The following is a 25,284-nucleotide window of genomic DNA, read 5'->3' on the forward strand; positions in this document are numbered from 1 at the left end:
ACCGGGGCACCGGGCCGTCGGAATGTCTCATCTTCCGCCGAGCCCTAGGAGGCCCCCTGTGTCCACCGACCCCGTCCTGCGTGCCGAGCGCGAGCATCTGCGCCGTTCCCGCGCCGATCTCGCCGCCATGCGCGAGCACACCCTGTCGCTGACGGCGCAGAGCGCGGATCACGTCTCGACGGAGTACCTCAAGGCCTCGCTGTACCGCCGGGCCAAGGCGCTCGAGGACGACCCGTCGCTGCCGCTGTTCTTCGGCCGCATCGACCGCACCGCCGACGACGGCGACGACACGTTCCACATCGGGCGACGCCACGTCATGGACGGCAACGGCGACCCGATGGTGATCGACTGGCGGGCGGACGTGGCGCGGGCGTTCTACCGGGCCACCCGCGACGACCCGCACGGCGTCACGCTGCGCCGCCGCTACGGGTTCGCCGGCGGCGACCTCACGTCGTACGAGGACGAGCACCTGCTCGACCCCGGCGAGGCCGACGTCACCAGCCGCATCCTCGCCGAGGAGATCGAGCGGCCGCGCGTCGGCCCGATGCGCGACATCGTCGCCACCATCCAGCCGGAGCAGGACGAGGTCGTGCGGGCGGGCCTGGACCGGACGGTGTGCGTGCAGGGCGCGCCGGGCACCGGCAAGACCGCCGTCGGGCTGCACCGGGCGGCGTTCCTGCTGCACACCTACCGCGAGCGGCTGGCCCGCACCGGCGTGCTGGTCATCGGGCCGAACCAGGCGTTCCTGCACTACATCGCCCAGGTGCTGCCGACGCTCGGTGAGGTGGACGTCCGCCAGGTCACCGTCGCCGGTCTGGTCGAGAGCGTCCCGGTCCGCGGCGCCGACGACCCGGAGACGGCGACGCTCAAGGGCGACGCCCGCATGGCCGAGGTGCTGCGCAACGCCATCTGGTCGCACCTCGCCGAGCCGACCGAGACGCTCTACGTCGCCCGCGGCACCCGGCGCTGGCGGGTGCCGGTGCACGAGGTCGCCGACGCGATCCGGACGCTGCGCGAACGCGGCGACGGCTACACGACGGCCCGCGCGCTGCTCGGCCAGCGGCTGGCGCACCGCGTCCTGCTGCGCATGGAGTCGGCCGGCGAGATCACCGACGACCGCGTCCAGAACGCCGTCGCCCGGTCCCGGCCGGTGAAGGCGTACGTCGACGAGCTGTGGCCGGCGCTGGACCCGGTGAAGCTGGTCCTGCGGCTGCTCAGCGACCCGCAGCTGCTGGCCGCGGCCGCCGGCGGCATCCTCGACGCCGACGAGCAGCAGCGGCTGCTGTGGCGCAAGCCGGCCCGCGGCCCGAAGACGGCGCCGTGGTCGCACGCCGACGCCGTCCTCGTCGACGAGGCGGCTGCGCTGCTGGAGCGGATCTCCGGCGTCGGCCACGTCGTGCTGGACGAGGCGCAGGACCTCTCCCCCATGGAGCTGCGCGCCGTGGGCCGCCGCGCCGCCACCGGCTCGCTCACCGTCCTCGGCGACATCGCCCAGGGCACCACCCCGTGGGCGACGCCGTCCTGGCCGGAGGCGCTGCGCCATCTCGCCCAGGACGACGCCCACCTCGAGGTGCTGCGCAAGGGCTACCGCGTCCCGGCCGCCGTCGTCGAGTTCGCCGGGCAGCTGCTGCCGGTCATCGCGCCGGGTGTGGCGCCGCCGGTGCCGGTCCGGTCCAATCCGGGCCGCCTCGACGTCACGCGCACCGGCGGCGAGCTCGACGCGGCCATCGTCGATGCCGTGCGCGACGTCGCCGCCCGCGAGGGGTCGCTCGGCATCATCGTCGCCGACGACGCCGTCGACGCGGCCGCGGCCGCCCTCGACGCCGCCGGCCTGCCCGCCGGCCGGCTGGCCGACGACGCCCGGATCACGCTGGTCCCGGCCACGTTGGCCAAGGGTCTGGAGTACGACCACGTGATCGTCGCCGAGCCGGCCGCCATCGTCGCCGCCGAGCCGGCCGGGCTGCGCCGCCTCTACGTCGTGCTGACCCGCGCGGTGTCGTCGCTCACCGTCGTGCACCGCGAGCCGCTGCCCGATCCACTGATTCACCAGTAGCGATACGATGGCGATGCCCGCCAAGGGCTACATTCTGTGTATTGTCTGCACGGCGTATGGGGTCATCGGCACCCCCCGAAACATCGCTCGACCGAGCGGCGGCACCTGCCTGGGGAGGGCGCATGGCATCTGACTTCGACCTGGCACAGGCCGGACGCGGTGCCTCGGGAATCCGCCGGTGAGCGCCGACACGGCCAGCGGAGGAACCTCGATCTTGCACGGCGCACACGTTCTCCTCACCGGCGCGACCGGGTTCGTCGGACAGGCTCTGCTCGAGAAGCTGCTGTCCAGCTACCCCGACACCAGGGTCAGCCTGATCGTCCGGCCACGCGGCGCGCTCAGCGCACAGGACCGCATCGACCGGCTGTTCCGCAAGCCCGTCTTCGGCGCCTGGCGCAAGGCCGTCGGCGACGACGAGGCCGAGCGGCAGTACCGCGCGCGGGTCACCGTCCTCGAAGGTGACCTCGGCGCCCTGCCGCCACTGCCCGCCGACGTCGACGTCGTCATCCACTCCGCGTCGACGGTCTCCTTCGACCTGCCGATCGACGAGGCGTTCGACTCCAACGTCTCCGGGCCCGAGTCGCTGTACCGTGCGCTGCTCGCGGGCGGCACCGACCCCCACGTCGTCCACGTCTCCACCGGCTACGTCGCCGGGCTGCGCAAGGGCATCGCCGAGGAGCGCAGCCTCGAGCACGAGGTCGACCGCGTCGCCGAGCTCGCCTACGCGCAGGCCGCCCGCCCCGACGCCGAGCGGCTGTCGCGCAACCCGCGGCTGCTGCAGCGGCTGCTCACGCAGGCGCAGGCCGACCACGGCCGGGCCGGCGCGCGGGTCGTCACCGACGCCGCCGAGCAGGCCCGCCAGGAGTGGGTCCGCAACGAGCTGGTCGAGGCCGGCCGCACCCGCGCGCAGAGCCTGGGCTGGCCCGACGTCTACACCTTCACCAAGGCGCTGGGCGAGCGGGTCGCCGAGGACCTCTGGGCCGGCGCCGGCCACCGGTTGACGGTCGTCCGGCCGACCATCATCGAGTCGTCGCTCAAGCACCCGTTCCCGGGCTGGATCGACGGCTTCAAGGTCGCCGACCCGCTCATCGCGGCGTACGGACGCGGCCTGCTGCCGGAGTTCCCGGCGCTGGCCGACACCGTGCTCGACGTCATCCCGGTCGACTACGTCGTCAACGCCGCACTGGCCGCGGCCGCCGCGCCGCCACCGCCCGGCGAGGCACAGTACTTCCAGGTCAGCTCCGGCATCACCAACCCGCTGCCGTTCGGGCGGCTGCTGCGGCTGGTGCACGAGTACTTCGAGGCCAATCCGCTCCAGGACGCCAAGGGACACGTCGCCGTCCCATCGTGGTCGTTCCCGCACCGCGGCGTGGTCGAGCGGGCGCTGCGCCGCCGCGAGCGGGTCGTCGACCTCGCCGACAAGGCCGTCGACCGCCTGCCGCCGAGCGAGCGCTCGCGCAAGTGGATCTCCACCATCTACCGCGCCCGCCGCGACCTCGACACCCTGCGCAAGTTCACCTCGCTGTACCAGCCGTACACCGAGACCGAGGTCATCTTCGACGACGCCCGCCTGCGCGAGCTGCACGCGTCGCTGCCCGACGACCGCAAGGCCGAGCACGGCTTCGACGTCACCGAGATCGACTGGGCGCACTACCTGCAGAAGATCCACATCCCCGGCGTGCCCGGCCTGACCCGCGGCAGCGGCGGCGACGGCTCGGGCTCCGGCCCGGCGCCGCTCGAGCTGCCGCGGCGCACCGACGTCGTCGCCGTCTTCGACCTGCAGAAGACGGTCGCCGCGGCCACGCTGGTCGAGCACTACGTGTGGATCGAGCTGGCCGCCAAGCCGCTGTCGCGGTGGCCGGTCGTGCTGAGCAACCTGGTCGCGCTCGGCCCGCGCTACCTGCAGGCCGAGCGGCGCGACCGCGGCGACTTCATCCGCACGTTCATGCGCCGCTACGAGGGCGTCAACGAGAACGAGCTGCGCAAGGTCATCGCCGACGAGGTGACGGTGTCGCTGCACCGCGGCCTGTTCGAGCAGGCGCTCGAGCGCATCAAGGCGCACCGCGCGGCCGGGCACCGCACCGTCCTGCTGACCGGCGAGATCGACGTGTTCGTCGAGCCGCTGGCGCCGCTGTTCGACGTCATGGTGGCCGGCAAGATGGAGTCCGACGAGTCCGGCCGCTGGACGGGGCACCTGGCCACGCCGCCGCTGGTCGGCGAGGCCCGGGCGGCCTGGCTGCGCCGGTACGCGCGGTCCGAGGGGCTCGACCTCGCCGGCTCCTACGCCTACGGCGACAGCTACGCCGACCGCTCCTGGCTGGAGGTCGTCGGCCACCCGAGCGCAGTCAACCCCGACGCCAGCCTGTACCGCTACGCCAAGTCCAAGCGCTGGCCGGTGCACACCTGGACCACCACCGCCGAGGGCCGGCTGTCGCCGGTCGTGCGCAGCGTGCGGGGAGCACGACGGGCATGACCGCGCCGCTGCTCACCGGCCGGGCGCTGATCACCGGCGGGACGTCCGGCATCGGCCTCGCGTTCGCCCGGGCCCTGGCCGCGCGCGGCTGCGACCTCGTCCTGGTGGCCCGCGACGAGGACCGGCTGAAGAGCACCGCCGACGAGCTGCGCCGCCGCTACGACGTCGACGTCGAGGTGCTGCCGGCCGACCTCGGCGACCGCGCACAGGTCGACGCCGTCGTCGCCCGGCTCACCGACACCGGCGCACCCGTCGAGGTGTTCGTCAACAACGCCGGGAAGGGCGTCCACTCCCGGCTGGTCACCGACGACACCAGCGAGCACGAGCAGGCCATCGACCTCATGATCACCGCGGTGGTGGTGCTCGGCGCGGCCGCCGCGCGCACCATGCGCGGGCGCGGCCACGGCGTCATCGTCAACGTGTCGTCGGTCGCCGGGCTCATCACGATGGGCGGCTACTCGGCGGTGAAGTCGTTCGTCCGCACCTACTCCGAGAGCCTGTCGCTGGAGCTGACCGGCACGGGTGTGCAGGTCACGGCGTTGCTGCCGGGCTGGGTGCGCACCGAGTTCCACGAGCGGGCCGGCATCCGCACCAGCTCGATCCCGTCCTCGCTGTGGCTCGACCCCGACCGCGTGGTGGCCGATTGCCTGGCCGATGTCGAGAAGAGGCGGGTCCGTTCGGTACCGTCAGCACGGTTCAAGGTCCTGGCCTGGCTGGCCGAGCACGCCCCTCGGGCGGCGGTGCGCAAGGTCACGGCGCGACTGGTGAGCGGACGACGATGAGCGAACTGGCGAGTACGAAGAGGTACCACGCGGCCTGGCACCGCTGGGCCCGGTTCGTGGCGCAGCGCGTGCTCCTGCGGCCCGTCGTGCACCTGACGACGAAGGTGTCGGTGCTCGGGGCCGAGAACCTCGACGACCTCGACGCCCCGTTCATCGTCGTGGCCAACCACAGCAGCCACCTCGACGCGCCGCTACTGGTGACGGAGCTGCCGCGGCGCTACACCCGCACCATGGCCGTCAACGCCGCCGCCGACTACTTCTACCGCTGGTGGTGGATGAAGGCCGCGACGTCGTTGTTCTTCAACACCTACCCGGTGAGCCGCACCAACGCCGACATGGGCAAGGGCCGCGGCCTGGCCAACCGGCTGCTGAGCGAGGACGTCCCCGTCGTCGTGTTCCCGGAGGGCACCCGGCGCAACACCGAGAGCGGCGTCAAGCGGTTCAAGCCGGGCGCGGCCGCGCTGAGCATCGCGCAGGGCGTGCCGTGCGTGCCGGTGGCGATCATCGGCACCTCCGCGGCCATGCCGGTCGGGCACTTCTGGCCGAAGCCGGGCCGGCCGCCGGTGACGGTGGTCATCGGCGCGCCGATCCACCCGGAGCCGGGGGAACGCACCCGTGACCTGACCGAGCGGCTCGAGGCGAAGGTGGCGGCCATGGTCGCCACCGGCGACCCCGACGCCGAGGGGAAACCGCTGCGCGACGCCGCCTCGCCGGAGCACCCGGCGGAGCAGGCGAGCGACCACGCCCAGAAGGAGGAGGCGTCGTGACCGGTGTCAAGCACCAGAAGTGGTGGGGCTGGGGAGTCGAGGGCATCGCCTTCACCCACGACGACAAGCCGAAGCTGGCCCCGTTCGTCATGGAGAAGATCGGTCTCGACCTCAACGCGCCCGGCACGCCGCCGCCCGCGTTCGACGACCTCGAGGTGCCGGCCTCCCAGCTCCAGGACGACCTCGGCACGAAGCTGCGCGACGCCGTGGGCGAGCAGTACGTCGACACCGACGACCTCAACCGCGTCGTGCACACCTACGGCAAGGGGCTGGTCGACCTCGTCCGCGTCCGCGCCGGCGACCTCCCCCGCGTCCCGGACGCCGTGGTCTACCCGGCCGACGAGGACCAGGTGCGCCAGGTCGTCGACGCCGTGGTCGCGGCCGACGGCGTCGTCATCCCGTTCGGCGGCGGCTCCAACATCTCCGGCTCGCTGACCCCGCAGGCCGGCGAGCAGCGCGTCGTCGTGTCGCTCGACCTCGGCCGGCTGAGCCGGGTGCTGGAGGTCGACGAGGCGGCGGGGCTGGCCCGCATCCAGGCCGGCGCGCTCGGCCCGGACCTCGAGGACCAACTCAACGCCCGCGGCTGGACCATGGGCCACCAGCCCGACAGCTTCAAGCACTCGACGCTCGGCGGCTGGATCGCGACCCGCAGTTCGGGCATGCAGTCGGACAAGTACGGCGACATCGCCGACATCACCCGCGGCCTGCGGGTCGTGCTGCCGGGCAAGGTCATCGTGCTGCGGCCGCTGCCCAGCACGTCGTCCGGGCCGAGCGTGCGCGAGATGATCCTCGGCTCCGAGGGCCGGCTCGGCATCATCACCGAGGCGTGGGTCAACGTGCACCGGCTGCCGGAGAACCGCGAGATCATCGCGTACCTGTTCCCGACGTGGGCGGCCGGCGTCGCGGCGATGCACGAGATCTCCGAATCCGACGCGTCGCCGACGGTCACCCGCGTGTCCGACGCCAACGAGACCGCGTTCTCGCTGTCCATGCAGAAGCCGTCGAAGGGGCTGGCGGCGAAGGCCGGGCCGATCCTGTTCAACGTGCTGGAGCGGCGCGGCTGGGACCTCTCCGCGGCCTGCCTGTCCTACATCGGCTACGAGGGCGCCGAGTCGCACCTCAAGCACGAGAAGGCCATCGTCGGCAAGATCGTGAAGAAACACGGTGGCATCAAGCTGGGCAAGGGTCCGGGCTCGCTGTACGACCAGAAGAAGTTCGACACCCCGTACATCCGCGACTTCCTGCTCGACATCGGCGCGCTCGGCGACGTCTCCGAGACCGCGGCGCCGTGGTCGAAGCTGATGAACCTGTACGCCAACACCATCCGCGCGGCCAACGAGGCCTACGCCGAGCTGGGCGTGAAGGGCTTCGCGATGTGCCACCTGTCGCACAGCTACCACTCCGGCGCGTGCCTGTACTTCACCTTCGCGTTCCCGCCCAGCACCGACGTGGCGGCGGAGCAGATCGAGCAGTACTGGGTGGTGAAGAAGGCCATCCAGCAGTCGTTCATCGACAACGAGGCGACTATCTCTCACCACCACGGCGTCGGCACCGACCACGCGCACTGGCTCGAGGACGACATCTCCCCGGCCGGCGTCGACGTCATGGCCGGGCTGCTGGAGGCCGTCGACCCCGGCCGCAACCTCAACCCTGGGACGCTGCTGCCAGCACATCGGGAGTGGTGACGTCCGCCGCCGGGCGCTGGATGCGCAGCCGGACGACGGCCAGCAGCACCGCGAGTGCCGCGGCGGTGACGGTGACGGCGAACGCGGGCCGGTGCCCGCCGAGGTCGGCCAACCGGCCGGCGACGCCTGACCCGACGGCGTAGCCGATGCCCGTGGCGCCGGCCAGCAGCGTCATGGCGGCACCGACGCGGGCGGCCGGCACCGTCCGCTCGGCGGCGGCGAACACGCTGATCATGTACGGCGCGACGGCCAGGCCGAGCACCAGCACGACCGGCACGAGCGCGGCCAGTGACCCGGCCAGCAGCAGCGGCGCCGACAGCACCACCAGCCCGGCGGCGAACACCAGGATCCGCTTGTCGTAGCCGAACCGCGACGGCAGCGCTGCCGTCGCCAGCCCGGCCAGCACGCTGCCCACGCCGAGCAGCGAGTGCACCAGGCCGGCCATCCCGGGCGTGCCCGCGGCCGTGGCCAGCGCCGTCGTACCGGTCTGGGTGGCGCCGAAGATCACGCCGATGAGTAGCTGGGCCAGGCACAGCGTCAGGAACGCGGCGGTGACGAACGCCGTGCCGTGCGCGGCCGCCGACGCCCGCAGCGCGTGCGTCAGCCGGGCGGTCGGGTGCAGCGCGAACCAGGAGCCGAACACCACCAGCAGGGCGGCCGCGGCCAGCAGCGCGCCGCTCGGGCTCAGCGCCACGGCGCCGAGGCCGACCAGCGCCGGTCCGAGCACGAACGACGCCTCGTCGGCGGCGCCCTCGTAGGAGAACGCGGCGTCGACGAGCCGCGGCTGCGCGGCGCCGGTGCGGTGCGTGATGGGCCGCCAGCGCACCCGCGCCAGCGGGCCGACCTGCGGCATGGTGAACCCGGCGACGGCGGCCGCGGCGACCAGCACCGCGACACTCGCGTCGGACTGGACGGCCGCGACCAGCGCGGCGAGCGCGACACCTGCCGTCAGCGACTGGGCCAGCACGACCGGCCGCTGCCCGACGCGGTCGGCGATGCCGCCGGCCAGCGGCGCCCCGACGGCGTTGGCGACGGCCAGCGCGCCGGCGGCCAGGCCGCCGGCGGCGTACCGGCCGGTGGCGTCGGACACCAGCAGCAGCGTGCCCATCTGGCTCATGGCCAGCGGCAGCCGGCCGAGGAAGGCGACGACGACGTACCCGAGGCCGGCCAGCGACAGCAGCCGGCGGTACGAGGCGAGAGGGGACACAGGAACTCCGGGGAACGCTTCGGCGGCGCGCCTCCCCACCACCAGGTCGCGCACGGAACCCTGTGCTGGCGCTAGTTTACCCGCTCGCCCCCATGATCATCAATGATCCAACCCCACCTGGGTGGTTGGATCATTGATGATCATGGGAGGGAGGAGGATGGGACCATGGATCTCGAGCGACGTTGGGCCGCGCTGGCCGGCGACTCGGCGGCGGCGACGGCGGCCGGCGCGGATCTGCTGGCCCGCTGGGGCGAGGCGCACCGTCACTACCACGCGACCGGCCACCTGGCCGCCGTCCTGGTCGCGGTCGACGAGCTGGCCGGCGCCGCGGCCGACTACGACGCCGTCCGGTTCGCCGCCTGGTTCCACGACGCCGTCTACGACGGCCGGCCGGGCGACGACGAAGCGGCCAGCGCGCGGCTGGCCCGCGAGGTGCTGACGTCGCTGGGCCGGCCGGCGGCGCAGGTCGACGAGGTCGAGCGGCTGGTGCTACTCACCGCCGGCCACGATCCCGCGCCCGGCGACGGCAACGGCGCCGTGCTCTGCGACGCCGACCTCGCCGTGCTAGCGGGCACTCCGTCCGACTACGCGGCCTACGCGTCCGCCGTCAGAGCCGACTACGCACACGTGTCCGACGCCGACTTCGCCGCCGGCCGGGCCGCCGTGCTGAAGGGCCTGCTGGATCGTCCGGCGCTCTTCCACACCGACGACGGCCGCCGCCGCTGGGAGGCCCAGGCCCGGCACAACCTGCGGACCGAGCTCACCCTGCTCCGCGCCGCCTACTGACCACGGCGTCAGTGCCGCTTGCGGCGGCGCAACCCGGCCCTCGTCAGCCGGGTGACCAGCTCGCGGCTGCTGATGGGGACCGCACCGGCGTCGACGGCGCGCTGGTAGTCCGACTCCATCAGGTCGTAGTGGTCGCCGTCGAAGCCGCGGGCCGGCAACCCCAGCCGCGCCGCGAACTCGTGCAGTTCCTCGAACGACTCGTCCGACGCCAGGTGCGACCAGAGCCGACCGTGGCCGGGCCAGGCCGGCGGGTCCACGAGCACCGTCACAGAGCAGCCGCCACGGCATCGTCGATGAGGACCCGCCACGAGCGCACCAGCCCGGCGTCGATGTAGGCCTTCCACGAGCCGCCCGGACGGACCCGGCTGCCCACGTGGAACTGGCGGATGCCGGCCCGGGCCAGCCAGGGCACGTGGTCGGGCTCGAGCCCACCGCCGGCCATGATGACGTCGGCCGCCGCCGGCGAGCCGGTCGCGCGCGTGCACAGCTCGTCCAGGCCGGAGCCGACGCCGCGCGCGGAGCCGGCGGTCAGGACGGCGTCGAGACCGGGCAGCCCGGGTACCACAGCCCACGCGTCGTCGAGGTCGAGGCAGTGGTCGATGGCGCGGTGGAACGTCCACGGCCGCCCGTCCAGCTCCTCCGCCAGCGCCAGTGTCGCCTCGACGTCGATCTCGGCGTTGAGGCCGAGGAAGCCGAGCACGAAGCCGTCGGCGCCGGCGTTCGCCAGCTGGTGGGCGGCGATGCGCAGCCGGGCCAGTTCCGAGCCGCTGGTGGAGAAGCCGTCGTTGGAGCGCAGCATGACCCGCAGCGGGAGGTCGCAGGCGCGTTTGAGATCGCGGACGGTGTCGAGGGACGGTGTGAGGCCGTCGGCGTCCATGTCGGCGACGACCTCGAGGCGGTCGGCGCCGCCCTCGACGGCGCCGGGCACGTCACCGGGACCCAGGGCGATGACCTCCAGCAGCGGACGCACGTGGATCAGTGTGCCAGCAAGATGGCACCATCGGTGCCGTGGTCGACGACGTGATGATGGTGGCGCGGGCGATGGTCCTGCGCGACCTCGGCGCGCGCCGCCTCGACGTCGCCGCCGCGGTCGACGTGCTGGACGCGGCGCTGACCGAACGCCGCTGGTGGGTGGAGCAGTGGCCCGAGGGCGCGGCGTTCGTGGCCGGCCAGTTGGCGCAGGACGTGCAGGACCGCCTGCTCGACGCCGGGGTGGGCCGGTGGCCGTCGTGCCGGTCGTGCGACGACGAAGAGCCGCACGAACTGCGGATCGAGCCCGAACTCGGGCCCGATCCGCAGTGGGTGTGTGAGGAGACCGGCCGGCCGGTGGCGCCGCTCGGCGCGCTGTAGACCGGTCGCGCCGCTCAGGCCGCCCGCACGTCCGCGGGCTGGACGTCCTCGGCGGGGACCCAGCGCTGTTCCGTCCGCGAACGGCCGGAGATGTCGGTCACCGTCACCCAGCGGGCCACGAGCGTGGGGCGCTGGAGCTGTGTCGTTGTCACCTTGTCCGCTCCTTCCGGCCACCCATGAGTGGGGTGTTGTTCACCTTCTGTTCACCTAGCGTACCAGGCGTGTTTCCCGAACTCGATGATGGCTTCATTTTGGCCCTCAGTGCCATTATTCTGTGGTGAACGGCACGACCGGCGACCTCAGAGGTGACGATGTTCGGCAGGAACAAGTGGTTCGAGACCGTGGCCGAGGCCGAGCGGCGCGCCCGCCGCCAGCTGCCGTCGTCGGTGTACGGGGCGCTGGTGGCCGGCTCCGAGAAGGGGCTGACGCTGCGCGACAACCTCGCCGCGTTCACCGAGCTCGGGTTCGCGCCGCACGTCGCCGCGACGTCCGGCGAGCGCGACCTCTCCACCCACGTCATGGGCCAGGACATCGCACTGCCGGTCATCCTCTCGCCGACCGGCGTCCAGGCCGTCCACCCCGACGGCGAGGTGGCCGTCGCCCGGGCCGGCGCGAACCGCGGCACCGCCATGGGGCTCAGCTCGTTCGCCAGCCGGTCCATCGAGGACGTCATCGCGGCCAACCCCAAGGCGTTCTTCCAGATCTACTGGCTGGGCAGCCGCGACGAGATGGTGCGCATCCTCGACCGCGCCCGCCGGGCCGGCGCCGCCGGGGTGATCCTCACGCTGGACTGGTCGTTCAGCCACGGCCGCGACTGGGGCAGCCCGAGCATCCCCGACCGGCTCGACCTCAAGACCATGGTCCGGTTCGCGCCGCAGGTGTTGCCGCACCCGGCCTGGCTGCTGCGCTACCTGCGGGCCGGGACACTGCCCGACCTCACCACCCCCAACCTCGAGGGCACCGACGGCGTCGCGCCGACCTTCTTCGGCGCCTACGGCCAGTGGATGCAGACGCCACCCGCCACCTGGGACGACGTCGCGTGGCTGCGGTCGCAGTGGGACGGCCCGTTCATGCTCAAGGGCGTCATGCGCGTCGACGACGCCAAGCGCGCCGTCGACGCCGGGGTCAGCGCCATCTCGGTCTCCAACCACGGCGGTAACAACCTCGACGGCACCCCGGCCGCCGTCCGCTCCCTGCGCTCCGTCGTCGACGCGGTCGGCGCCGAGATCGACGTCGTCCAGGACGGCGGCATCCGGCGCGGCAGCGACGTCGTGAAGTCGCTCGCGCTGGGCGCCAAGGCCGTCATGATCGGCCGCGCCTACCTCTGGGGGCTGGCCGCCAACGGCCAGGCCGGCGTCGAGAACGTCCTCGACATCCTCAGCGGCGGCATCGACTCCGCCCTGCGCGGCCTCGGCAAGGCGTCGGTCCGCGACCTCACGCCCGACGACCTCGTCATCCCGCCGGGCTTCCACCGAACCTTCGGCGCCTAGGGTGTGTCTCCCAGGTCCGTGGCCTACTACGCGACGCCCAGGCGGCGCCTCGCTGCGTTCTCGTCAGTCGCCATAGGCACCGCTATGTCTCCTTCCTCGGCCTTGCGAGGCATCCACCTCGACGCCGCTCGCTACGGCCGAGACCTGGGAGACGCACCCTGGCCGGAAGGAGCGGGCGGGCCGTGCGCGCGCGAACGGCGCCGCGCCAGACGCCGGCGCCGTAGGCGAGGTCGTCGGCGATGCCGGCGAGGGTCCAGCGGACCGGGTCGAGCGACGGGCGCAGGCGCAGCCAGTCGCGCAGGGCCGGGGCGGCGACCAGTGCCGCCAGCGTCGCCAGCCGGCGGGGACGGCGCGCGCTCAGCGCGACCGCGGCCGGCAGCGCCAGCTGCGTGACGGCGCGACCGGTAGCGGTCAGCGTCGCCGCGGTGGCCTCGGCGATCATCGGCGCGGCGATCGACGGCGGGAGGCCGTCGGCGCGCAGTTTCGACGCCAGCCGGGCGGCCGCGACGGCGCCGGTCGCCGCGGCCAGCACCGGGCGCCGGGCGAGCAGCAGCGCCGTCACCGCGGCCGGCCAGGGTGAGAGCACCAGCGGGGCCAGCCGGTCCGGGTGCCGCCGCGCGAGCGGTCCCGCCGACGTCCCGTACAGGTGGCGGCGACGCAGCCAGGCCGACCACGTCGCCGGCTCGGCGTGCGCGACGATGACGGTCGGGTCGTAGCGGACCACGCCACCGGCCGCGATCAGCCGCCACACCGCGTCGACGTCCTCGCCATAGCGCAACGCCTCGTCGAACTCGTCCAGCGCCGCCCGCCTGACCACCAGCGCCGCCGTCGGTACGTACGACACCCGGCCGCCGGGCCGCACGAGCGCCTCGTCCGGCCCGAGATCCAGTGGCGACCGGTCCGCCGCGAACGCGCCGAGCACCCGGCCCGCGTCCGGCGCGGCGACCGGCACGATCCGCGGCGCCACGGCCACGACGGCGGGATCGGCGAAGTGGCCGGCCAACCGGTCCAGCCAGCCCGGCGACGGCACGCAGTCGCTGTCGACGAACGCCACCAGCTCCGCCGCCACGGGACGGAGGGCAGCGAGGCCGGTGTTCCGGGCGGCGGCCGGCCCGCCGCAGACCGGACGCCGGAGCAGCCGAGCGCCGTGCCGGGCGACGACGGCGGCCACCGCCGCAGGGTCCACCGAGCCGTCGTCCACCACCAGCACGGACGCGCCGGCCAGCGCCGCCAGACATCGGGACAGCGACTCGGCGCGGTCGCGGACCGGCACGATCACCGTCACCTCGGCGTCCACACGAACCGGCGGCCGCGGGTGCGCCACCCCCGCGTCGACCAGCCGCCGCGCCAGACGCCCCGTCGGGCCGTCGGTGACGGAACCGGAGGCCAGCAGCCGCCGGAACGCCCCGACGCCGGCCGGCGACAGCTTCAGCGCCCGCCGCGGCGACCCGCCGAGCAGCACCCGGCCGCCGTCGAGGACGCGCGTCTGCCGGTCCAGCACCACTCCGAACCCGGCCGGAAGCCCACGGCTCACGAGGCGGCCAGCCAGGCGGCCACGGCGGTGACGAGGTCGGCGGCCAGGCCGTCGAAGATCTCGCGGCCCGCCTCCGCCGACGCGCCGGCCGGGTCGCCGAGCACGCCGTTCGGGCTGACCGACCGCACCCCGCCGGAGCGCAGCGCCGGCATCAGCTCGGCCAGCGGCGCGACGGCGCCCGCGGCGGCCGACGACAGCGCCACCCGCGACGCGGACAGGTACAGCTGCAGCGACGTCTCGACGAACCCGGCGTGCGCGTCACCGTCCCAGCGCGGGAACCACGCCAGCACGTCGCGCGACTCCGCCGTCAGCGTGGCCAGCGCCGCCCGGACGGCGGCCAGGTTGCCGCCGTGCCCGGACACCACCAGCAGCCGCGGGAACGTCGCCGACGCCGACCGGCCGAGCTCGACCAGCACGTGCGTCAGCGCCTCCGTGCCGATGGAGACCGTGCCCGGGAAGTCCTGGTGCTCGCCGCTCGCGCCGTACGGCAGCACCGGCGCCACCACGACGTCGGGCCGCGCCGACGCCAGCGCCGTGCACAGCGCCAGCGCGACGTCGGTGTCGGTCGAGAGCGGCAGGTGCGGCCCGTGCTGCTCGGTCGACCCCAGTGGCAACGCCAGCACCGAATCACGCGGGACCACAGGCCACCGCAGATCGCCCAAGCTCACGCAAACACCTCTCCGAGTGCCGGTGCGACCTCACGATAGCCGCCGATCCGGAACAGCCGCCCGCGGCCGAGCCGGGCGAGGTCGCGGCCGAGGTCGGCGTCGTGCTCGCCGGACGTGTCCAGCAGGACGTCCAGCCGGGGCAGCCGGGCGGCGAACGGACGCGGATCGGGTCCGGCGTTGTGCACGCAGTCGGACAGCAACAGCACCCGGGCGTCTCGCGCCGGCGCCCGGGCCAGCTCGCGCGCGGCCACCCGCAGGGGGAACGCGACGTTGGTGAGCCCCTTGGCGGGGATCCGCAGCAGCGTGTCCAGCAGCCGCTGCGGCGACACCCGCTCGCCCAGATGCGCCAGCACGGCGGCGTCAGACCAGAACGCGATGGCCGCGACGTCGTCGGCCGAAAGCTCCGCGGCGAGCGCGCCCAGGGCGGCCGCCGCCGTACGCACCCGCTCGCCGCGCATCGAGCCCGACACGTCCACCAGCAACGCGACCGCCCGGCGCGCCCGCACGCGCTCGCGCACGATGACGTCGTCGTCCTCCGGAACGGGGTGCTCGACCAGCTGCTCCAGGGTCCGGTCGAGGTCGATGTCGTCGGAGCCGCCGCGGTACCGGACGCTGGCCAGCTCGCCGGCGCCGCGCCGCGCGGTCACGTCGCGACGCGGCCGCGGCATCGCCAGCCGGGCGGCGATCTGGCGGGCCCGGCGCAGCACCTCGGGATCGGGCTCGGCGTCGTCCGGGACGGCCGCGAGCAGCGTCGCCGCCTCGTCCGTCGTCCCGGGCGCGCCCGAGCCCGGCGGCACCCGCCGCGGCCCTTCCGGCCGCAGCCCGCCCGGCAGCACCACGCCCCCGCCGCCGGACGCCGAGACGTCGTGCAGGACGGGGTCGTCGTCCAGCTGCTTCGGCTTGCGCCGCAGCGGCCGCAGGCCATTCGGCGACGGCGACGAGGCCCGCCGCCGCACCGGCGACGACGCCTCGACCGTCCTTCAACCGGGGGCCGCGGCGGCCGGCTGCAGGACGAAGTGGTCCTCCCAGATCGTGCGCAGCACCCGCTCCGGCGTCGTCTCGACGGTCTCGTCGAGGAAGATCCGCCCGGACAGCGCGACGACCATCGCGTCGAACACGACGTCGGGGTAGCCCGGGTCCGCCGCCGAGGCCACCCCGGCCAGGCCGAGCAGCTGCCCGGCCACCAGCGTGAGGTCGATCGCCCCGCGGACGCTGCTGCCCTGACGCAGGTCGTCGTGCATGCGGGTGGCCCGGGTGACGGCGACGGCGTCGGCGACCAGCCGCTCGTACAGCGTCAGGTCGACGTCGTACAGCGGCGCCCGCAGGCCGACGATGCCGCGCTCGGCCTCGTCGTCCTGGTAGCCGACCGCCAGCCGGCACAGCCGGTCGTGCACGCTGGTCGACAGCCGGGTGGTGCCGACGTTGTCGAACGGGTTCATCGACGCGACCACCCGGAAGGTCGGCAGCGCCGCCACGCGGCCCACCCGCGGCACCGCGATCTCGCGCTCCGCCATCGCCGTGAGCAGCGTGTTCAGCGTGTCCTCGGGCGCCCGGTTGAACTCCTCGACGTACAGGAAGCCGCCGCCGCGCATGGCCTCCAGCAGCGGCCCGTCGACGAAGTTCTCCGGACTGTAGTCCTCGCGCAGCACCCGGGCCGGGTTGTGGTGGCCGACCAGCTTGGCCGGCGTGAGGTCGGCGTTGCCCTCGACGAACACCAGGGGGATGCCCCACTCGGCGGTGATGGCCCGCAGCAGCGTGCTCTTGCTGGTGCCGGGCGGGCCCTCCAGCAGGAGGTCCCGCCCGGCGGCCACGGCAGCCAGGACGAGATCCAGCTCGCGGTCGCGGCCCACGAGGTGGGTGCGGACCCGGTCGCGGACCTGCGTCAGTGCCGTCATGTGGCCTCCTACTTGATGACGGCGCCGGCGTCGACCGGGAGCGCCACCCCGGTGATGTAGCGCGCCTCGTCCGACGCCAGGAACAGCAGCGCGTTGCTGATGTCCACCGGCTCGACCCACGGGATCGGCAACGCGTTCATCGCCTGCGATGCCGGAACGAAGTCGTCGCGGGTCGGGTTCTCCAGGTCCGGCCGGAACAGCCGGTAGGTGCCCTCGTTCTGGATCATCGGCGTGTCGACCTGCGTGGGGTGGATGCTGTTGACGCGGATCGAGTGCGGCGCCAGCTCCAGCGCCAGCGTCCGCATCAGCCCGACGACGCCGTGCTTGGCCGACACGTAGTGGGCGATGTTCTGGTACGCCTGCAGCCCGGCAGCCGAGCTCGTCAGCACGATCGACCCGCCCTCGCCCTGCTCGACCATCCGCGGGATCGCCACCTTGGTGGTGTGCCACACGCCGGTGAGGTTGATGTCGATCATGTCGCGCCAGAGGTCCTCGGACAGCTCGTGCGTCAGGTGCGGCTGGGTGCCGATGCCGGCGTTCGCGCTGACGATGTCCAGCCGGCCCAGCTGCGCGACGCCGTCGTCGACGGCCGCCTGGAGCGCGGCGAGGTCGCGCACGTCCGTCCTGGACGCCACGATGCGCCGGTCCAGCGCCTCGACCTGCGCCACCGTCTCGGCGAGGTCCTCCTCGGTGGCCGGCGCGTAGGGCAGGCCGGGCACGTCGTCGCAGAGATCGACGGCGATGATGTCGGCACCCTCCTGCGCCAGCCGCACCGCGTGGCTGCGGCCCTGGCCGCGCGCCGCACCGGTGATGAACGCGACCTTGCCCTCGACCCGTCCGGCCATGTCAGCGCCTCACTTCTTGTTCGTGAAGCCGGCGTCGACCGGCAGCGTGACGCCGGTGACGTAGCGGGCGTCGTCGGAGACCAGCCATAGGATCGCGTTGGAGATGTCGACGGCCTCGACCATCGGCACCGGCAGCGCGTTCGCCATCGCGTTGGACAGGCTCGGGTCCTGCGCCAGGAACTCCTGCATGACGTCGTTGACGACCATCGGCGTGTTGACGCCGGTCGGGTGGACGGTGTTCACCCGGATCGAGTGCTCGGCCAGCACGTTCGCGTACGAGCGCATGAGGCCGACGACGCCGTGCTTCGACGCGGTGTAGCCGAGACCGCCGGGCTGGCTGCCGCCGATACCGTTGATGCCGGCCGTCGAGCTGGTGAGCACGATCGCGCCGCCGCCGCGCTCGATCAGCGACTGCTTGGCCACCTCGACGGTGTTGTAGACGCCGGTGAGGTTCACCGCCACGACGTCGTCCCACTCGTTCGGCCGCACGGTGACGCCCATCGGCGCGATGCCGGCGTTGGCCAGCACGATGTCGACGCCGCCGAGCTGCGCGACGCCGGCGTCGAACGCGGCCTGCAGCCCGTCGCGGTCGCGGACGTCGGCCTCGGCGGCGACGATGCGCCGGTCCAGCGCCTCGACCTCGCTGACCGTCTCGGCCAGGTCCTCCGGCGTCGACATGGGGTACGAGACCGAGTCGATCTGCTTGCAGATGTCGACGGCGATGATGTCGGCGCCCTCCTGCGCCAGCCGCACCGCGTGGCTGCGGCCCTGGCCCCGTGCCGCACCGGTGATGAACGCGACCTTGCCCTCGAGCTTGCCCATCTCGCGACCTCCTCAGTACTGGGTGTTGCCGGCGTCGACGGTCATGGTGAGCGCGGTGACGTAGCGGGCCTCGTCGGAGGCCAGGAACAGCACGGCGTTGCTGATGTCGACCGGCTGGGTGATCTCGACCGGCAGGCTGTTGGTGAACATGCCGGCCAGGCGCGGGTGCTGTTCCAGCCACGCGCCGATCTGGGCCATCCCGTCGCCCGCGCCCATCGGCGTGTCGACGCCGGTGGGGTGGACGCTGTTGACCCTGATGTGGTGCTCGGCCAGTTCATGCGCGAACGCCCGCATGAGGCCGACGACGCCGTGCTTGGCGGCGACGTACGGGGTGAGGAACGGCAGCCCCTTGAGGCCGGCCGCGGAGCTGGTGAGGACGATCGACCCGCCGCCGGCGGCGACCAGGTGCGGCGCGGCCAGCTGGACGGTGTTCCAGACGCCGGTGAGGTTGATGTCGAGGGTGTCGCGGAAGACCTCCGGCGTCACCTCGTCCCACGGCGCCAGGATGCAGATGCCGGCGTTGGCCACGACGACGTCCAGCCGGCCCAGCTCGGCGACGCCCTCGTCGATCGCTGCCTTCAGGGCGTCGCGGTCGCGGACGTCGGCCTGACGGGCGACGATGCGGCGATCCAGCGCCTCGACGTCCTTGACGGTCTGTTCCAGGTCCTCCGGTGTGGCCGGTGGATACCCGATGCCGGGCACCGGCCCGCACAGGTCGATCGCGATGACGTCGGCGCCCTCCTGCGCCAGCCGGACCGCGTGGCTGCGGCCCTGACCGCGTGCCGCACCGGTGATGAACGCGACCTTGCCTTCGACACGCCCCATTGCGCGCCTCCTTCGGATGTCAGGTGCTGGTGGGCACCTCGCTGAGGTCCAGGCCCGCGAGCGGGCTCTCTTCGCACGCGCTGACCGGCGGCCGTTCGGGCCGGCGGAGCGCGATGGTGACGGGGACCGGACCGTGCCCGCGGCGGGCGCGGCTCGCGGGCGCGGTCCGGTGGGAGTGGTCGACGGCCGATTTCGGGGGGCGGACGTCGCCACGGGCCAGCAGCGCGTCGGCGCCGTAGCCCTGCACGCACTCGGGGTCCGGGCCGTCCAGCGGCAGCCCGGTGAAGAACTTCGCCGCCATGCAGCCGCCGCGGCAGGAGTCGAAGTGCTCGCACTTCGTGCAGGCGCCGCCGGTCTGCGGACTGCGCAGGTCGGTGAACAGGTCGGACTCGCGCCAGACCCGGGTGAAGCCGCCCTCGTCGCGGACGTTGCCGGCGAGGAACGTGTCGTGGATGGCGAACGGGCAGGCGTAGACGTCGCCGACCGGGTCGATCAGGCAGACGACGCGACCGGCGCCGCACAGGTTCAGTCCCGGCAGCGACTTTCCGTAGGCGGACAGGTGGAAGAACGAGTCGCCGGTGAGCACGTTGTCGCCGTGGTCGAGCAGCCAGTCGTACAGCTCGCGCTGCTGCTGCGCCGTCGGGTGCAGCTCGTCCCAGACGTCGGCGCCGCGGCCGGACGGACGCAGCCGGGTGAGCCGCAGCTGCGCGCCGTAGCGGTCGGCGATGGCCTTGAAGTCGTCGAGCTGGCCGGCGTTCTGCCGGGTCACGACCACGGAGATCTTGAACCCCTTGAACCCGGCGGCCGCCAGGTGCTCCATCGCCCGGATCGCGGTGGCGTACGAGCCCGGTCCGCGGACGAGGTCGTTGACGTCGGCGGTCGCGCCGTCGAGGGAGATCTGCACGTCGACGTAGTCGCTCGCGGCCAGCCGGGCCGCGACCTCGGCGTCGATCTTGACGCCGTTGGTGGAGAACTTCACGCCGACGCGGTGCGCGGTGGCGTAGTCGACCAGCTCCCAGAAGTCCGGCCGCACCGTCGGCTCGCCGCCGCCGATGTTCACGTAGAACACCTGCATGCGCTCGAGCTCGTCGATGACCGCCTTGCACTCCTCGGTCGTCAGCTCGCGCGGGTCGCGCCGGCCCGAGCTGGAGAGGCAGTGCACGCAGGACAGGTTGCAGGCGTAGGTGAGCTCCCACGTGAGGCAGATGGGCGCGTCGAGGCCGTACTCGAACAGCTCGACCAGCTTCGTCTGGGTGGTCATGGGGTCCTCTCGACGACCATCTGGGACTGCACCAGCACACCGAGCGCCTTCTCGTACCTGGGCAGCTCGGCGCCACCGACGCCGGCCGCCGTGCAGGCGGCGCGCGCGGTCGGCTCGGCCGCGAGCGAGCGCACGACGGCCAGCAGCGTGCGGTCCTTGAGGAAGGAGAGCCGGCGGGTGCCGAAGTGGTACAGCAGCGCTCCGAACGGCTCGGGCCGCACCGCGACCTGCGGATGCAGGTCGAAGGCGCGGTCCAGGTCGATGGCGGGCACGGCGGCGCTCAGTACACGCCGCACATGCCGTCGATGGAGACCTCTTCCACCAGAGAGTCGTCCTCGACGAGATCATCCGGCTCGGTCACTGCTGTCTGATCCGTCTGGGTCATGAAATGCTCCTGCAGGTCGAGTTCCGGCGATATGGTTCGGATACTAATGACACCCAGTGCCGAATGGAAGGGGGTGACCCGACATTGCCCACCGACGACGGTTCCACCGCTGGTGAGAGCGGTGCGCACCGGCTCGGACGGCGTCCGTCCACCACCCAGGCGGAGCTCAGTCACGTCGCGCTGACGCTGTTCGCCGAGCGCGGCTTCGACGACACCACCGTCGACGACATCGCGGCCGCGGCCGGCATCGGCCGGCGCACGTTCTTCCGCTACTTCGCCTCGAAGAACGACCTCCCGTGGGGCGACTTCGAGGCCCAGCTGGACGGCATGCGCCGTCACCTGGACGCGCTGCCCGACGACCTCCCGCTGATGGACGCGGTCTGCCGCGCCGTCATCGAGTTCAACCGCGTCCCGGCCGAGGAGGTGCCGTGGCACCGGCAGCGGATGCGACTGCTGCTGGGCGTCCCTGCGCTGCTGGCGCACTCGACGCTGAAGTTCCAGGCCTGGCGCGACGTCGTGGCCGAGTACGCCGCCCGGCGGCTCGGCGTGCCGGCCGAGAGCCTGGAGCCGCAGGCGCTGGCATGGACGATGCTCGGCATCGCGCTGTCGGCGTACGAGCAGTGGCTGCTGCACGAGGACGCCGACCTCACCGAGCTGCTGGAGTCCGCGCTGCGGATGCTGGGCGAGCGGTTCGCGACGTGACCCTGCCCGCCGGTTTCGGGGTCGCGCTGGACCCCGGCGCCTGGCTGGACGGCGACGTGCTGTTCGGCGGCGCCCCGTTCCGGGTGGTGACGCTGACCGCGGCGCAGCGGGCGACGGTGGACGGCTGGCTGGCCGGTGCGCCGGTCGGCGCCGACGGCGTGCTGGCCCGGGCGCTGGTCACGGCCGGGCTCGCGCTGCCGGTGCCGCCTGCCGTTCCGGCCGGCGGGTGGCCGCGGGTGAGCGTCGTCGTCCCCGTGCGCGACCGGCCGCGGCAGCTGGACCGCTTGCTGACGGCGTTGACGGCGCTGTCCGCGCGCGAGCCGGTGCACGAGGTGATCGTCGTCGACGACGCGTCCGCCGACGCCGCCGCGCACGCCGCGGTGGCCGCGTCCGGCGGGGCGCGGCTGGTCCGGCTGGACGAGCGGCGCCGGGCGCCGGGCGCACGCAACGCCGGTGCGGCCGTCGCGACCGGGGACGTGCTGGCGTTCGTCGACTCCGACTGCGTCCCGTCGGCCGGCTGGCTGACGGCGCTGCTGCCGCACTTCGCCGACCCCGAGGTGGCGGCCGTCGCGCCCCGGGTGGTGGCGCTGGAGACCGGGCGGCGCGGCTGGCTGGACCGCTACGAGCAGCACCGGGCCCCGTACGACCGTGGCGCCCTGCCCGGACTGGTCGCGCCCGGGGCGCGCGTGCCGTTCGTGCCGACGGCGACGGTGCTGGTGCGCGCCGCCCACTTCCCCGGGTTCGACACCACCCTGCACGGCGGCGAGGACGTCGACCTCGTCTGGCGGCTGACGGCCGCGGGCCGGTCGGTGCGGTACGAGCCGGCGGCGACTGTGGCGCACGAGCACCTGACCGCGCCGCGGGCCTTCCTCAGCCGCCGCGCCTACTACGGGCGCACGGCCGCCCCGCTGGCCCGGCGGCACCCCGGCGCCGCGCGGCCGCTGGCGATGTCGCCGTGGACCGCCGCGGCCTGGGCGGCCGTGGCGCTGCGGCGGCCGGTCGCGGCGGCCGCGATCACCGGGACGGCCTGCGCGCTGCTGGCCGCCGAGCTGCGCGGCGTCGTGCCCGACCCGGTGCGGACGGCGGTCCGGCTGGCCGGCGGCGGCACGCTGCGCGCCGGCGAGGCCGTCGCCGACGCCGTCGTGCGGACGTGGTGGCCGGGCGCGGTGGCCGCCGGCGTGCTCGTACCCCGGCTGCGCCCCGCGCTGGCCGCCGCCGCCGTCGTCCCGGCCGTCCTGGAGTGGCGCCGGCAACGCCCCGGCCTCGACCTCGTCCGCTGGCTGCTCACCCGCCGCCTCGACGACGCCGCGTACGGCTGGGGCGTGTGGGCAGGTGCGCTGGCCACCGGCGAGCCCGACCCGCTCCGCCCCGACCTCGGGTGGCGGCTGCGGGTCGAGTCCGCCGACGACCTCATGGGCTGATCGGGGGCGGTGGGTGCTGCGCCGGCTCCGCCACCTCAGCGGAGCGTCGCGAAGAACTCCTTGACGTCGGCGGCGAGCAGGTCGGGCGCCTCCAGCGCGGCGAAGTGGCCGCCGCGGTCGAACTCGGTCCAGCGCGAGACCGTTCCCATCGGGTCGACGAGGTGCCGCACGGAGGTGTCCGCCGCGAAGACCGCGACGGCGCCCGGCGGGAGCACCGGCGCCTCCTGCGGCTGGTCGGCCGCGGTGGCCATGAACTGCCGGAACGCCTGCATCCCCTCGTAGACGACATGCGCCGCCGTGGCGCCGGTCCCGGTGAACCAGTAGAGGCTGACGTTGGTGAGCAGCCGGTCCCGGCCGACGGCGTCCTCGGGCAGCTCGGCGGCCGGGTCGGTCCACTCGCGGAACTTCTCCGCGATCCACGCCAGCTGCTCGACCGGCGAGTCGGCCAGCGCGTAGGCCAGCGTCTGCGGCCGGGTGGCCTGCAGCGCGAGGTAGCCGATGCCGTCCTCGCGGAACGTGTTGAACCGCTGCGCCCGCGCCTGCTCGGCGTCGGACAGCCCGTCGAGCTCGACCGGCGGCCCGAACGGGTACGGCGCCGGCCCGTTGACGTGCGTGCCGACGACACGTTCCGGGTGCAGCATCGCCAGCAGACCGACCACTCCGGCGCCGACGTCACCGCCCTGCGCGGCGAAGCGCTCATAGCCCAGGCGCGTCATCAGCTCGGCGACCGCGCCGGCCACCCGGAACAGGTTGCCCCAGCCCGGCCCGGACAACGGCGAGAAGCCGAACCCGGGCAGCGACGGGACGACCAGGTGGAACTCGTCGGTGAGCAGCGGGATCAGGTCCAGGAACTCGACGACGGAGCTGGGCCAGCCGTGCACCAGCAGCAGCGGCGTCGCGTCCGGGTTCGCCGACCGGACGTGCAGGAAGTGCAGGTCCTGCCCGTCGACGGTCGTGACGAACTGCGGGTGCGCGTTCAGCTCGGCCTCGCGGGCTCGCCAGTCGAACCCGTCGCGCCAGTACGCCGTCAGCTCCTTCAGGTAGGGCAGCGGGACGCCGCGTTCCCAGCCGGTGCCGGCCACCTCGACCGGCCAGCGGGTGCGGGCCAGCCGGTCGCGCAGGCCGGCGAGGTCGGCGTCGGAGATGTGGATGCGGAAGGGCCGGATCTCGTTCATCGGACGGTCTCCTTCAGGTCGGTGAAGAACGTGCGGACGTCAGCGGCCAGCAGGTCCGGCGCCTCCAGTGCGGCGAAGTGGCCGCCGCGGTCGAACTCGGTCCAGCGCACGATCGTGTCGTTCGCCTCCGCGAACCGGCGGATCGCGATGTCCGTGGTGAAGTTCGCGACGGCGGTCGGGACGGTGGACCGCTCACGCGGCGCCCAGCCGGCCGCGTCGTGGAACCGCTCGTAGTAGGTGTGCGCCGTCGAGCCGGCGGTGTTGGTGAACCAGTAGAGGCTGACGTTGGTGAGCAGCAGGTCGCGGTCGACGGCGTCCTCGGGCAGTTCGGTGGCCGGGTCGGTCCAGTCCTTGAACTTCTCGACGATCCAGGCCAGCTGCGCCGTCGGCGAGTCGGCCAGCCCGTACGACACCGTCTGCGGCCGGGTGCCCTGCAGCTGCAGGTAGCCGCCCAGCTCCTGCTGGAAGTGCTGGAACAGCTCCATCCGCCGCTGCTCCGACTCCGTCAGGCCCTCCAGGTCGCCGGACGGGAACGTCACGAACGCGTTGACGTGCACGCCGACGACGCGCTCCGGCGCCACCCGGCCGATCTCCGGTCCGATGAACCCGCTGACGTCGCCGCCCTGGACGCCGTAGCGGTCGTAGCCGAGCCGGTCCATCAGCGCGGCCAGCACCGCGGCGGACCGGCCGTCGGTCCAGCCGGTCTCGGTGACCGGGCCGGAGAAGCCGTAGCCGGGCAGCGACGGGATGACGAGGTGGAACTCGTCGGCGAGCAGCGGGATCAGGTCCAGGAACTCGAGGAACGAGCCCGGCCAGCCGTGCAGGAGCAGCAGCGGCAGCGCGTCCGCGTTCTCCGACCGCAGGTGCAGGAAGTGCACGGTCGCGCCGTCGAGGTCGGTGGTGAACTGCGGGTACGCGTTGAGCGCCTTCTCCTGCGCGCGCCAGTCGAACTCGTCGCGCCAGTACGCGGCCAGCTCCTTCAGGTAGCCGGACGGGACGCCGCGCTCCCAGCCGGTGCCGGCGACCTCCACCGGCCAGCGAGTGCCGGCCAGCCGGTCGCGCAGGTCGGCGAGGTCGGCGTCGGGGATGTCGATGCGGAAGGGGCGGATCTCGGTGGAGTTCGTCATGTCCCCACGGTCTCGACAATTACGGCCAGTT

26 protein-coding genes are annotated in these 25,284 nt (G+C 73.6%); 10 read left to right on the forward strand and 16 right to left on the reverse strand.

Going from position 1 to position 25,284, the window contains the following annotated elements; genetic code table 11:
• Window positions 1-22 precede the first annotated feature (22 nt).
• From BLU82_RS26205 to BLU82_RS26225, 5 genes are all read left to right on the forward strand, one after another.
• Window positions 23-2,053: an AAA family ATPase gene (locus BLU82_RS26205; protein ID WP_092626312.1), complete on the forward strand. Its 2,031-nt coding sequence runs from the start codon at window positions 23-25 to the stop codon at window positions 2,051-2,053.
• Window positions 2,054-2,231: 178 nt separating this feature from the next.
• Window positions 2,232-4,526, forward strand: a complete 2,295-nt coding sequence (locus tag BLU82_RS26210) for an HAD-IB family hydrolase (protein ID WP_197682488.1) — start codon at window positions 2,232-2,234, stop codon at window positions 4,524-4,526.
• Complete coding sequence (locus BLU82_RS26215) at window positions 4,523-5,308, forward strand: SDR family oxidoreductase (protein ID WP_092623891.1); 786 nt, start codon at window positions 4,523-4,525, stop codon at window positions 5,306-5,308. Before BLU82_RS26210 ends, BLU82_RS26215 begins: the two co-directional genes overlap by 4 nt.
• Entirely contained in the window at window positions 5,305-6,075 is a 771-nt protein-coding gene (locus BLU82_RS26220; protein WP_092623892.1) for a 1-acyl-sn-glycerol-3-phosphate acyltransferase, read from the forward strand. The genes BLU82_RS26215 and BLU82_RS26220 overlap by 4 nt, the downstream gene beginning before the upstream one ends.
• The gene (locus tag BLU82_RS26225; RefSeq protein ID WP_092623893.1) at window positions 6,072-7,760 is read left to right on the forward strand and encodes an FAD-binding oxidoreductase; all 1,689 of its coding nucleotides are present in this window, start codon (window positions 6,072-6,074) and stop codon (window positions 7,758-7,760) included. The genes BLU82_RS26220 and BLU82_RS26225 overlap by 4 nt, the downstream gene beginning before the upstream one ends.
• Here the strand turns inward: BLU82_RS26225 and BLU82_RS26230 are convergent.
• Window positions 7,720-8,967, reverse strand: a complete 1,248-nt coding sequence (locus BLU82_RS26230) for an MFS transporter (protein ID WP_092623894.1) — start codon at window positions 8,965-8,967, stop codon at window positions 7,720-7,722. The two genes, BLU82_RS26225 and BLU82_RS26230, sit on opposite strands and share 41 nt — an antisense overlap.
• A 165-nt stretch (window positions 8,968-9,132) precedes the next feature.
• On the opposite strand from BLU82_RS26230, the gene BLU82_RS26235 reads away from it, so the two are divergent.
• Entirely contained in the window at window positions 9,133-9,753 is a 621-nt protein-coding gene (locus tag BLU82_RS26235) for a metal-dependent phosphohydrolase (protein WP_092623895.1), read from the forward strand.
• Window positions 9,754-9,761: 8 nt separating this feature from the next.
• Here BLU82_RS26235 and BLU82_RS26240 read toward each other — a convergent pair whose 3' ends face one another.
• A complete protein-coding gene (locus tag BLU82_RS26240) occupies window positions 9,762-10,022 on the reverse strand; it encodes a DUF4031 domain-containing protein (RefSeq protein ID WP_092623896.1) in 261 nt (86 codons plus the stop codon).
• Window positions 10,019-10,723: a copper homeostasis protein CutC gene (locus tag BLU82_RS26245; RefSeq protein ID WP_092623897.1), complete on the reverse strand. Its 705-nt coding sequence runs from the start codon at window positions 10,721-10,723 to the stop codon at window positions 10,019-10,021. The genes BLU82_RS26240 and BLU82_RS26245 overlap by 4 nt, the downstream gene beginning before the upstream one ends.
• Before the next feature lie 53 nt (window positions 10,724-10,776).
• On the opposite strand from BLU82_RS26245, the gene BLU82_RS26250 reads away from it, so the two are divergent.
• The gene (locus BLU82_RS26250) at window positions 10,777-11,103 is read left to right on the forward strand and encodes a hypothetical protein (RefSeq protein WP_092626316.1); all 327 of its coding nucleotides are present in this window, start codon (window positions 10,777-10,779) and stop codon (window positions 11,101-11,103) included.
• A gap of 14 nt (window positions 11,104-11,117) precedes the next feature.
• Here BLU82_RS26250 and BLU82_RS34455 read toward each other — a convergent pair whose 3' ends face one another.
• Window positions 11,118-11,255, reverse strand: coding sequence for a hypothetical protein (locus BLU82_RS34455; protein WP_157741273.1), 138 nt, complete (start codon window positions 11,253-11,255; stop codon window positions 11,118-11,120).
• 159 nt (window positions 11,256-11,414) lie between these two features.
• Between BLU82_RS34455 and mftD the strand changes: the two genes are divergently transcribed.
• Window positions 11,415-12,593: a pre-mycofactocin synthase MftD gene (gene mftD, locus BLU82_RS26255; RefSeq protein WP_092626318.1), complete on the forward strand. Its 1,179-nt coding sequence runs from the start codon at window positions 11,415-11,417 to the stop codon at window positions 12,591-12,593.
• Between the two features lie 82 nt (window positions 12,594-12,675).
• Here the strand turns inward: mftD and mftF (BLU82_RS26260) are convergent, their stop codons facing one another.
• Genes mftF (BLU82_RS26260) through mftA form a run of 10 tightly spaced genes read right to left on the reverse strand, consistent with a single transcriptional unit; the run spans window position 12,676 to window position 20,828 of the window.
• The gene (gene mftF / locus BLU82_RS26260; protein ID WP_092623898.1) at window positions 12,676-14,127 is read right to left on the reverse strand and encodes a mycofactocin biosynthesis glycosyltransferase MftF; all 1,452 of its coding nucleotides are present in this window, start codon (window positions 14,125-14,127) and stop codon (window positions 12,676-12,678) included.
• Window positions 14,124-14,795 carry a mycofactocin biosynthesis peptidyl-dipeptidase MftE gene (gene mftE, locus BLU82_RS26265; RefSeq protein ID WP_092623899.1) on the reverse strand — a complete coding sequence of 224 codons (672 nt, stop codon included), beginning with the start codon at window positions 14,793-14,795 and terminating at the stop codon, window positions 14,124-14,126. The genes mftF (BLU82_RS26260) and mftE overlap by 4 nt, the downstream gene beginning before the upstream one ends.
• Complete coding sequence (locus BLU82_RS26270; RefSeq protein ID WP_197682490.1) at window positions 14,792-15,751, reverse strand: VWA domain-containing protein; 960 nt, start codon at window positions 15,749-15,751, stop codon at window positions 14,792-14,794. The genes mftE and BLU82_RS26270 overlap by 4 nt, the downstream gene beginning before the upstream one ends.
• Before the next feature lie 24 nt (window positions 15,752-15,775).
• Window positions 15,776-16,690, reverse strand: coding sequence for a MoxR family ATPase (locus tag BLU82_RS26275; RefSeq protein ID WP_092623900.1), 915 nt, complete (start codon window positions 16,688-16,690; stop codon window positions 15,776-15,778).
• 8 nt (window positions 16,691-16,698) lie between these two features.
• Window positions 16,699-17,535 (reverse strand): mycofactocin-coupled SDR family oxidoreductase, encoded by an 837-nt coding sequence (locus BLU82_RS26280; RefSeq protein ID WP_092623901.1) that lies wholly within the window; start codon window positions 17,533-17,535, stop codon window positions 16,699-16,701.
• 9 nt (window positions 17,536-17,544) lie between these two features.
• A complete protein-coding gene (locus BLU82_RS26285; protein ID WP_092623902.1) occupies window positions 17,545-18,357 on the reverse strand; it encodes a mycofactocin-coupled SDR family oxidoreductase in 813 nt (270 codons plus the stop codon).
• Between the two features lie 12 nt (window positions 18,358-18,369).
• Window positions 18,370-19,182, reverse strand: a complete 813-nt coding sequence (locus BLU82_RS26290) for a mycofactocin-coupled SDR family oxidoreductase (RefSeq protein ID WP_092623903.1) — start codon at window positions 19,180-19,182, stop codon at window positions 18,370-18,372.
• 19 nt (window positions 19,183-19,201) lie between these two features.
• Window positions 19,202-20,443, reverse strand: a complete 1,242-nt coding sequence (mftC, locus tag BLU82_RS26295) for a mycofactocin radical SAM maturase (RefSeq protein ID WP_092623904.1) — start codon at window positions 20,441-20,443, stop codon at window positions 19,202-19,204.
• Window positions 20,440-20,715 carry a mycofactocin biosynthesis chaperone MftB gene (mftB, locus tag BLU82_RS26300; RefSeq protein WP_069108852.1) on the reverse strand — a complete coding sequence of 92 codons (276 nt, stop codon included), beginning with the start codon at window positions 20,713-20,715 and terminating at the stop codon, window positions 20,440-20,442. The genes mftC and mftB overlap by 4 nt, the downstream gene beginning before the upstream one ends.
• An 8-nt stretch (window positions 20,716-20,723) precedes the next feature.
• Entirely contained in the window at window positions 20,724-20,828 is a 105-nt protein-coding gene (gene mftA / locus BLU82_RS26305) for a mycofactocin precursor MftA (protein WP_092623905.1), read from the reverse strand.
• Window positions 20,829-20,912: 84 nt separating this feature from the next.
• Between mftA and mftR the strand changes: the two genes are divergently transcribed.
• Window positions 20,913-21,530 carry a mycofactocin system transcriptional regulator gene (gene mftR, locus BLU82_RS26310; RefSeq protein ID WP_231947589.1) on the forward strand — a complete coding sequence of 206 codons (618 nt, stop codon included), beginning with the start codon at window positions 20,913-20,915 and terminating at the stop codon, window positions 21,528-21,530.
• On the forward strand, window positions 21,527-22,951 hold the full coding sequence (mftF, locus tag BLU82_RS26315; protein WP_157741274.1) for a mycofactocin biosynthesis glycosyltransferase MftF: 1,425 nt from the start codon (window positions 21,527-21,529) through the stop codon (window positions 22,949-22,951). Before mftR ends, mftF (BLU82_RS26315) begins: the two co-directional genes overlap by 4 nt.
• Window positions 22,952-22,986: 35 nt before the next feature.
• On the opposite strand, the gene BLU82_RS26320 is transcribed toward mftF (BLU82_RS26315), so the two are convergent.
• Together BLU82_RS26320 and BLU82_RS26325 are read right to left on the reverse strand one after the other, a co-directional pair.
• The gene (locus BLU82_RS26320; RefSeq protein ID WP_092623908.1) at window positions 22,987-24,126 is read right to left on the reverse strand and encodes an epoxide hydrolase family protein; all 1,140 of its coding nucleotides are present in this window, start codon (window positions 24,124-24,126) and stop codon (window positions 22,987-22,989) included.
• Window positions 24,123-25,253: an epoxide hydrolase family protein gene (locus BLU82_RS26325; RefSeq protein ID WP_092623909.1), complete on the reverse strand. Its 1,131-nt coding sequence runs from the start codon at window positions 25,251-25,253 to the stop codon at window positions 24,123-24,125. Before BLU82_RS26325 ends, BLU82_RS26320 begins: the two co-directional genes overlap by 4 nt.
• Between the last annotated feature and the right edge of the window lie 31 nt (window positions 25,254-25,284).

This window comes from Jiangella sp. DSM 45060 (assembly GCF_900105175.1).
Lineage (GTDB): Bacteria > Actinomycetota > Actinomycetes > Jiangellales > Jiangellaceae > Jiangella.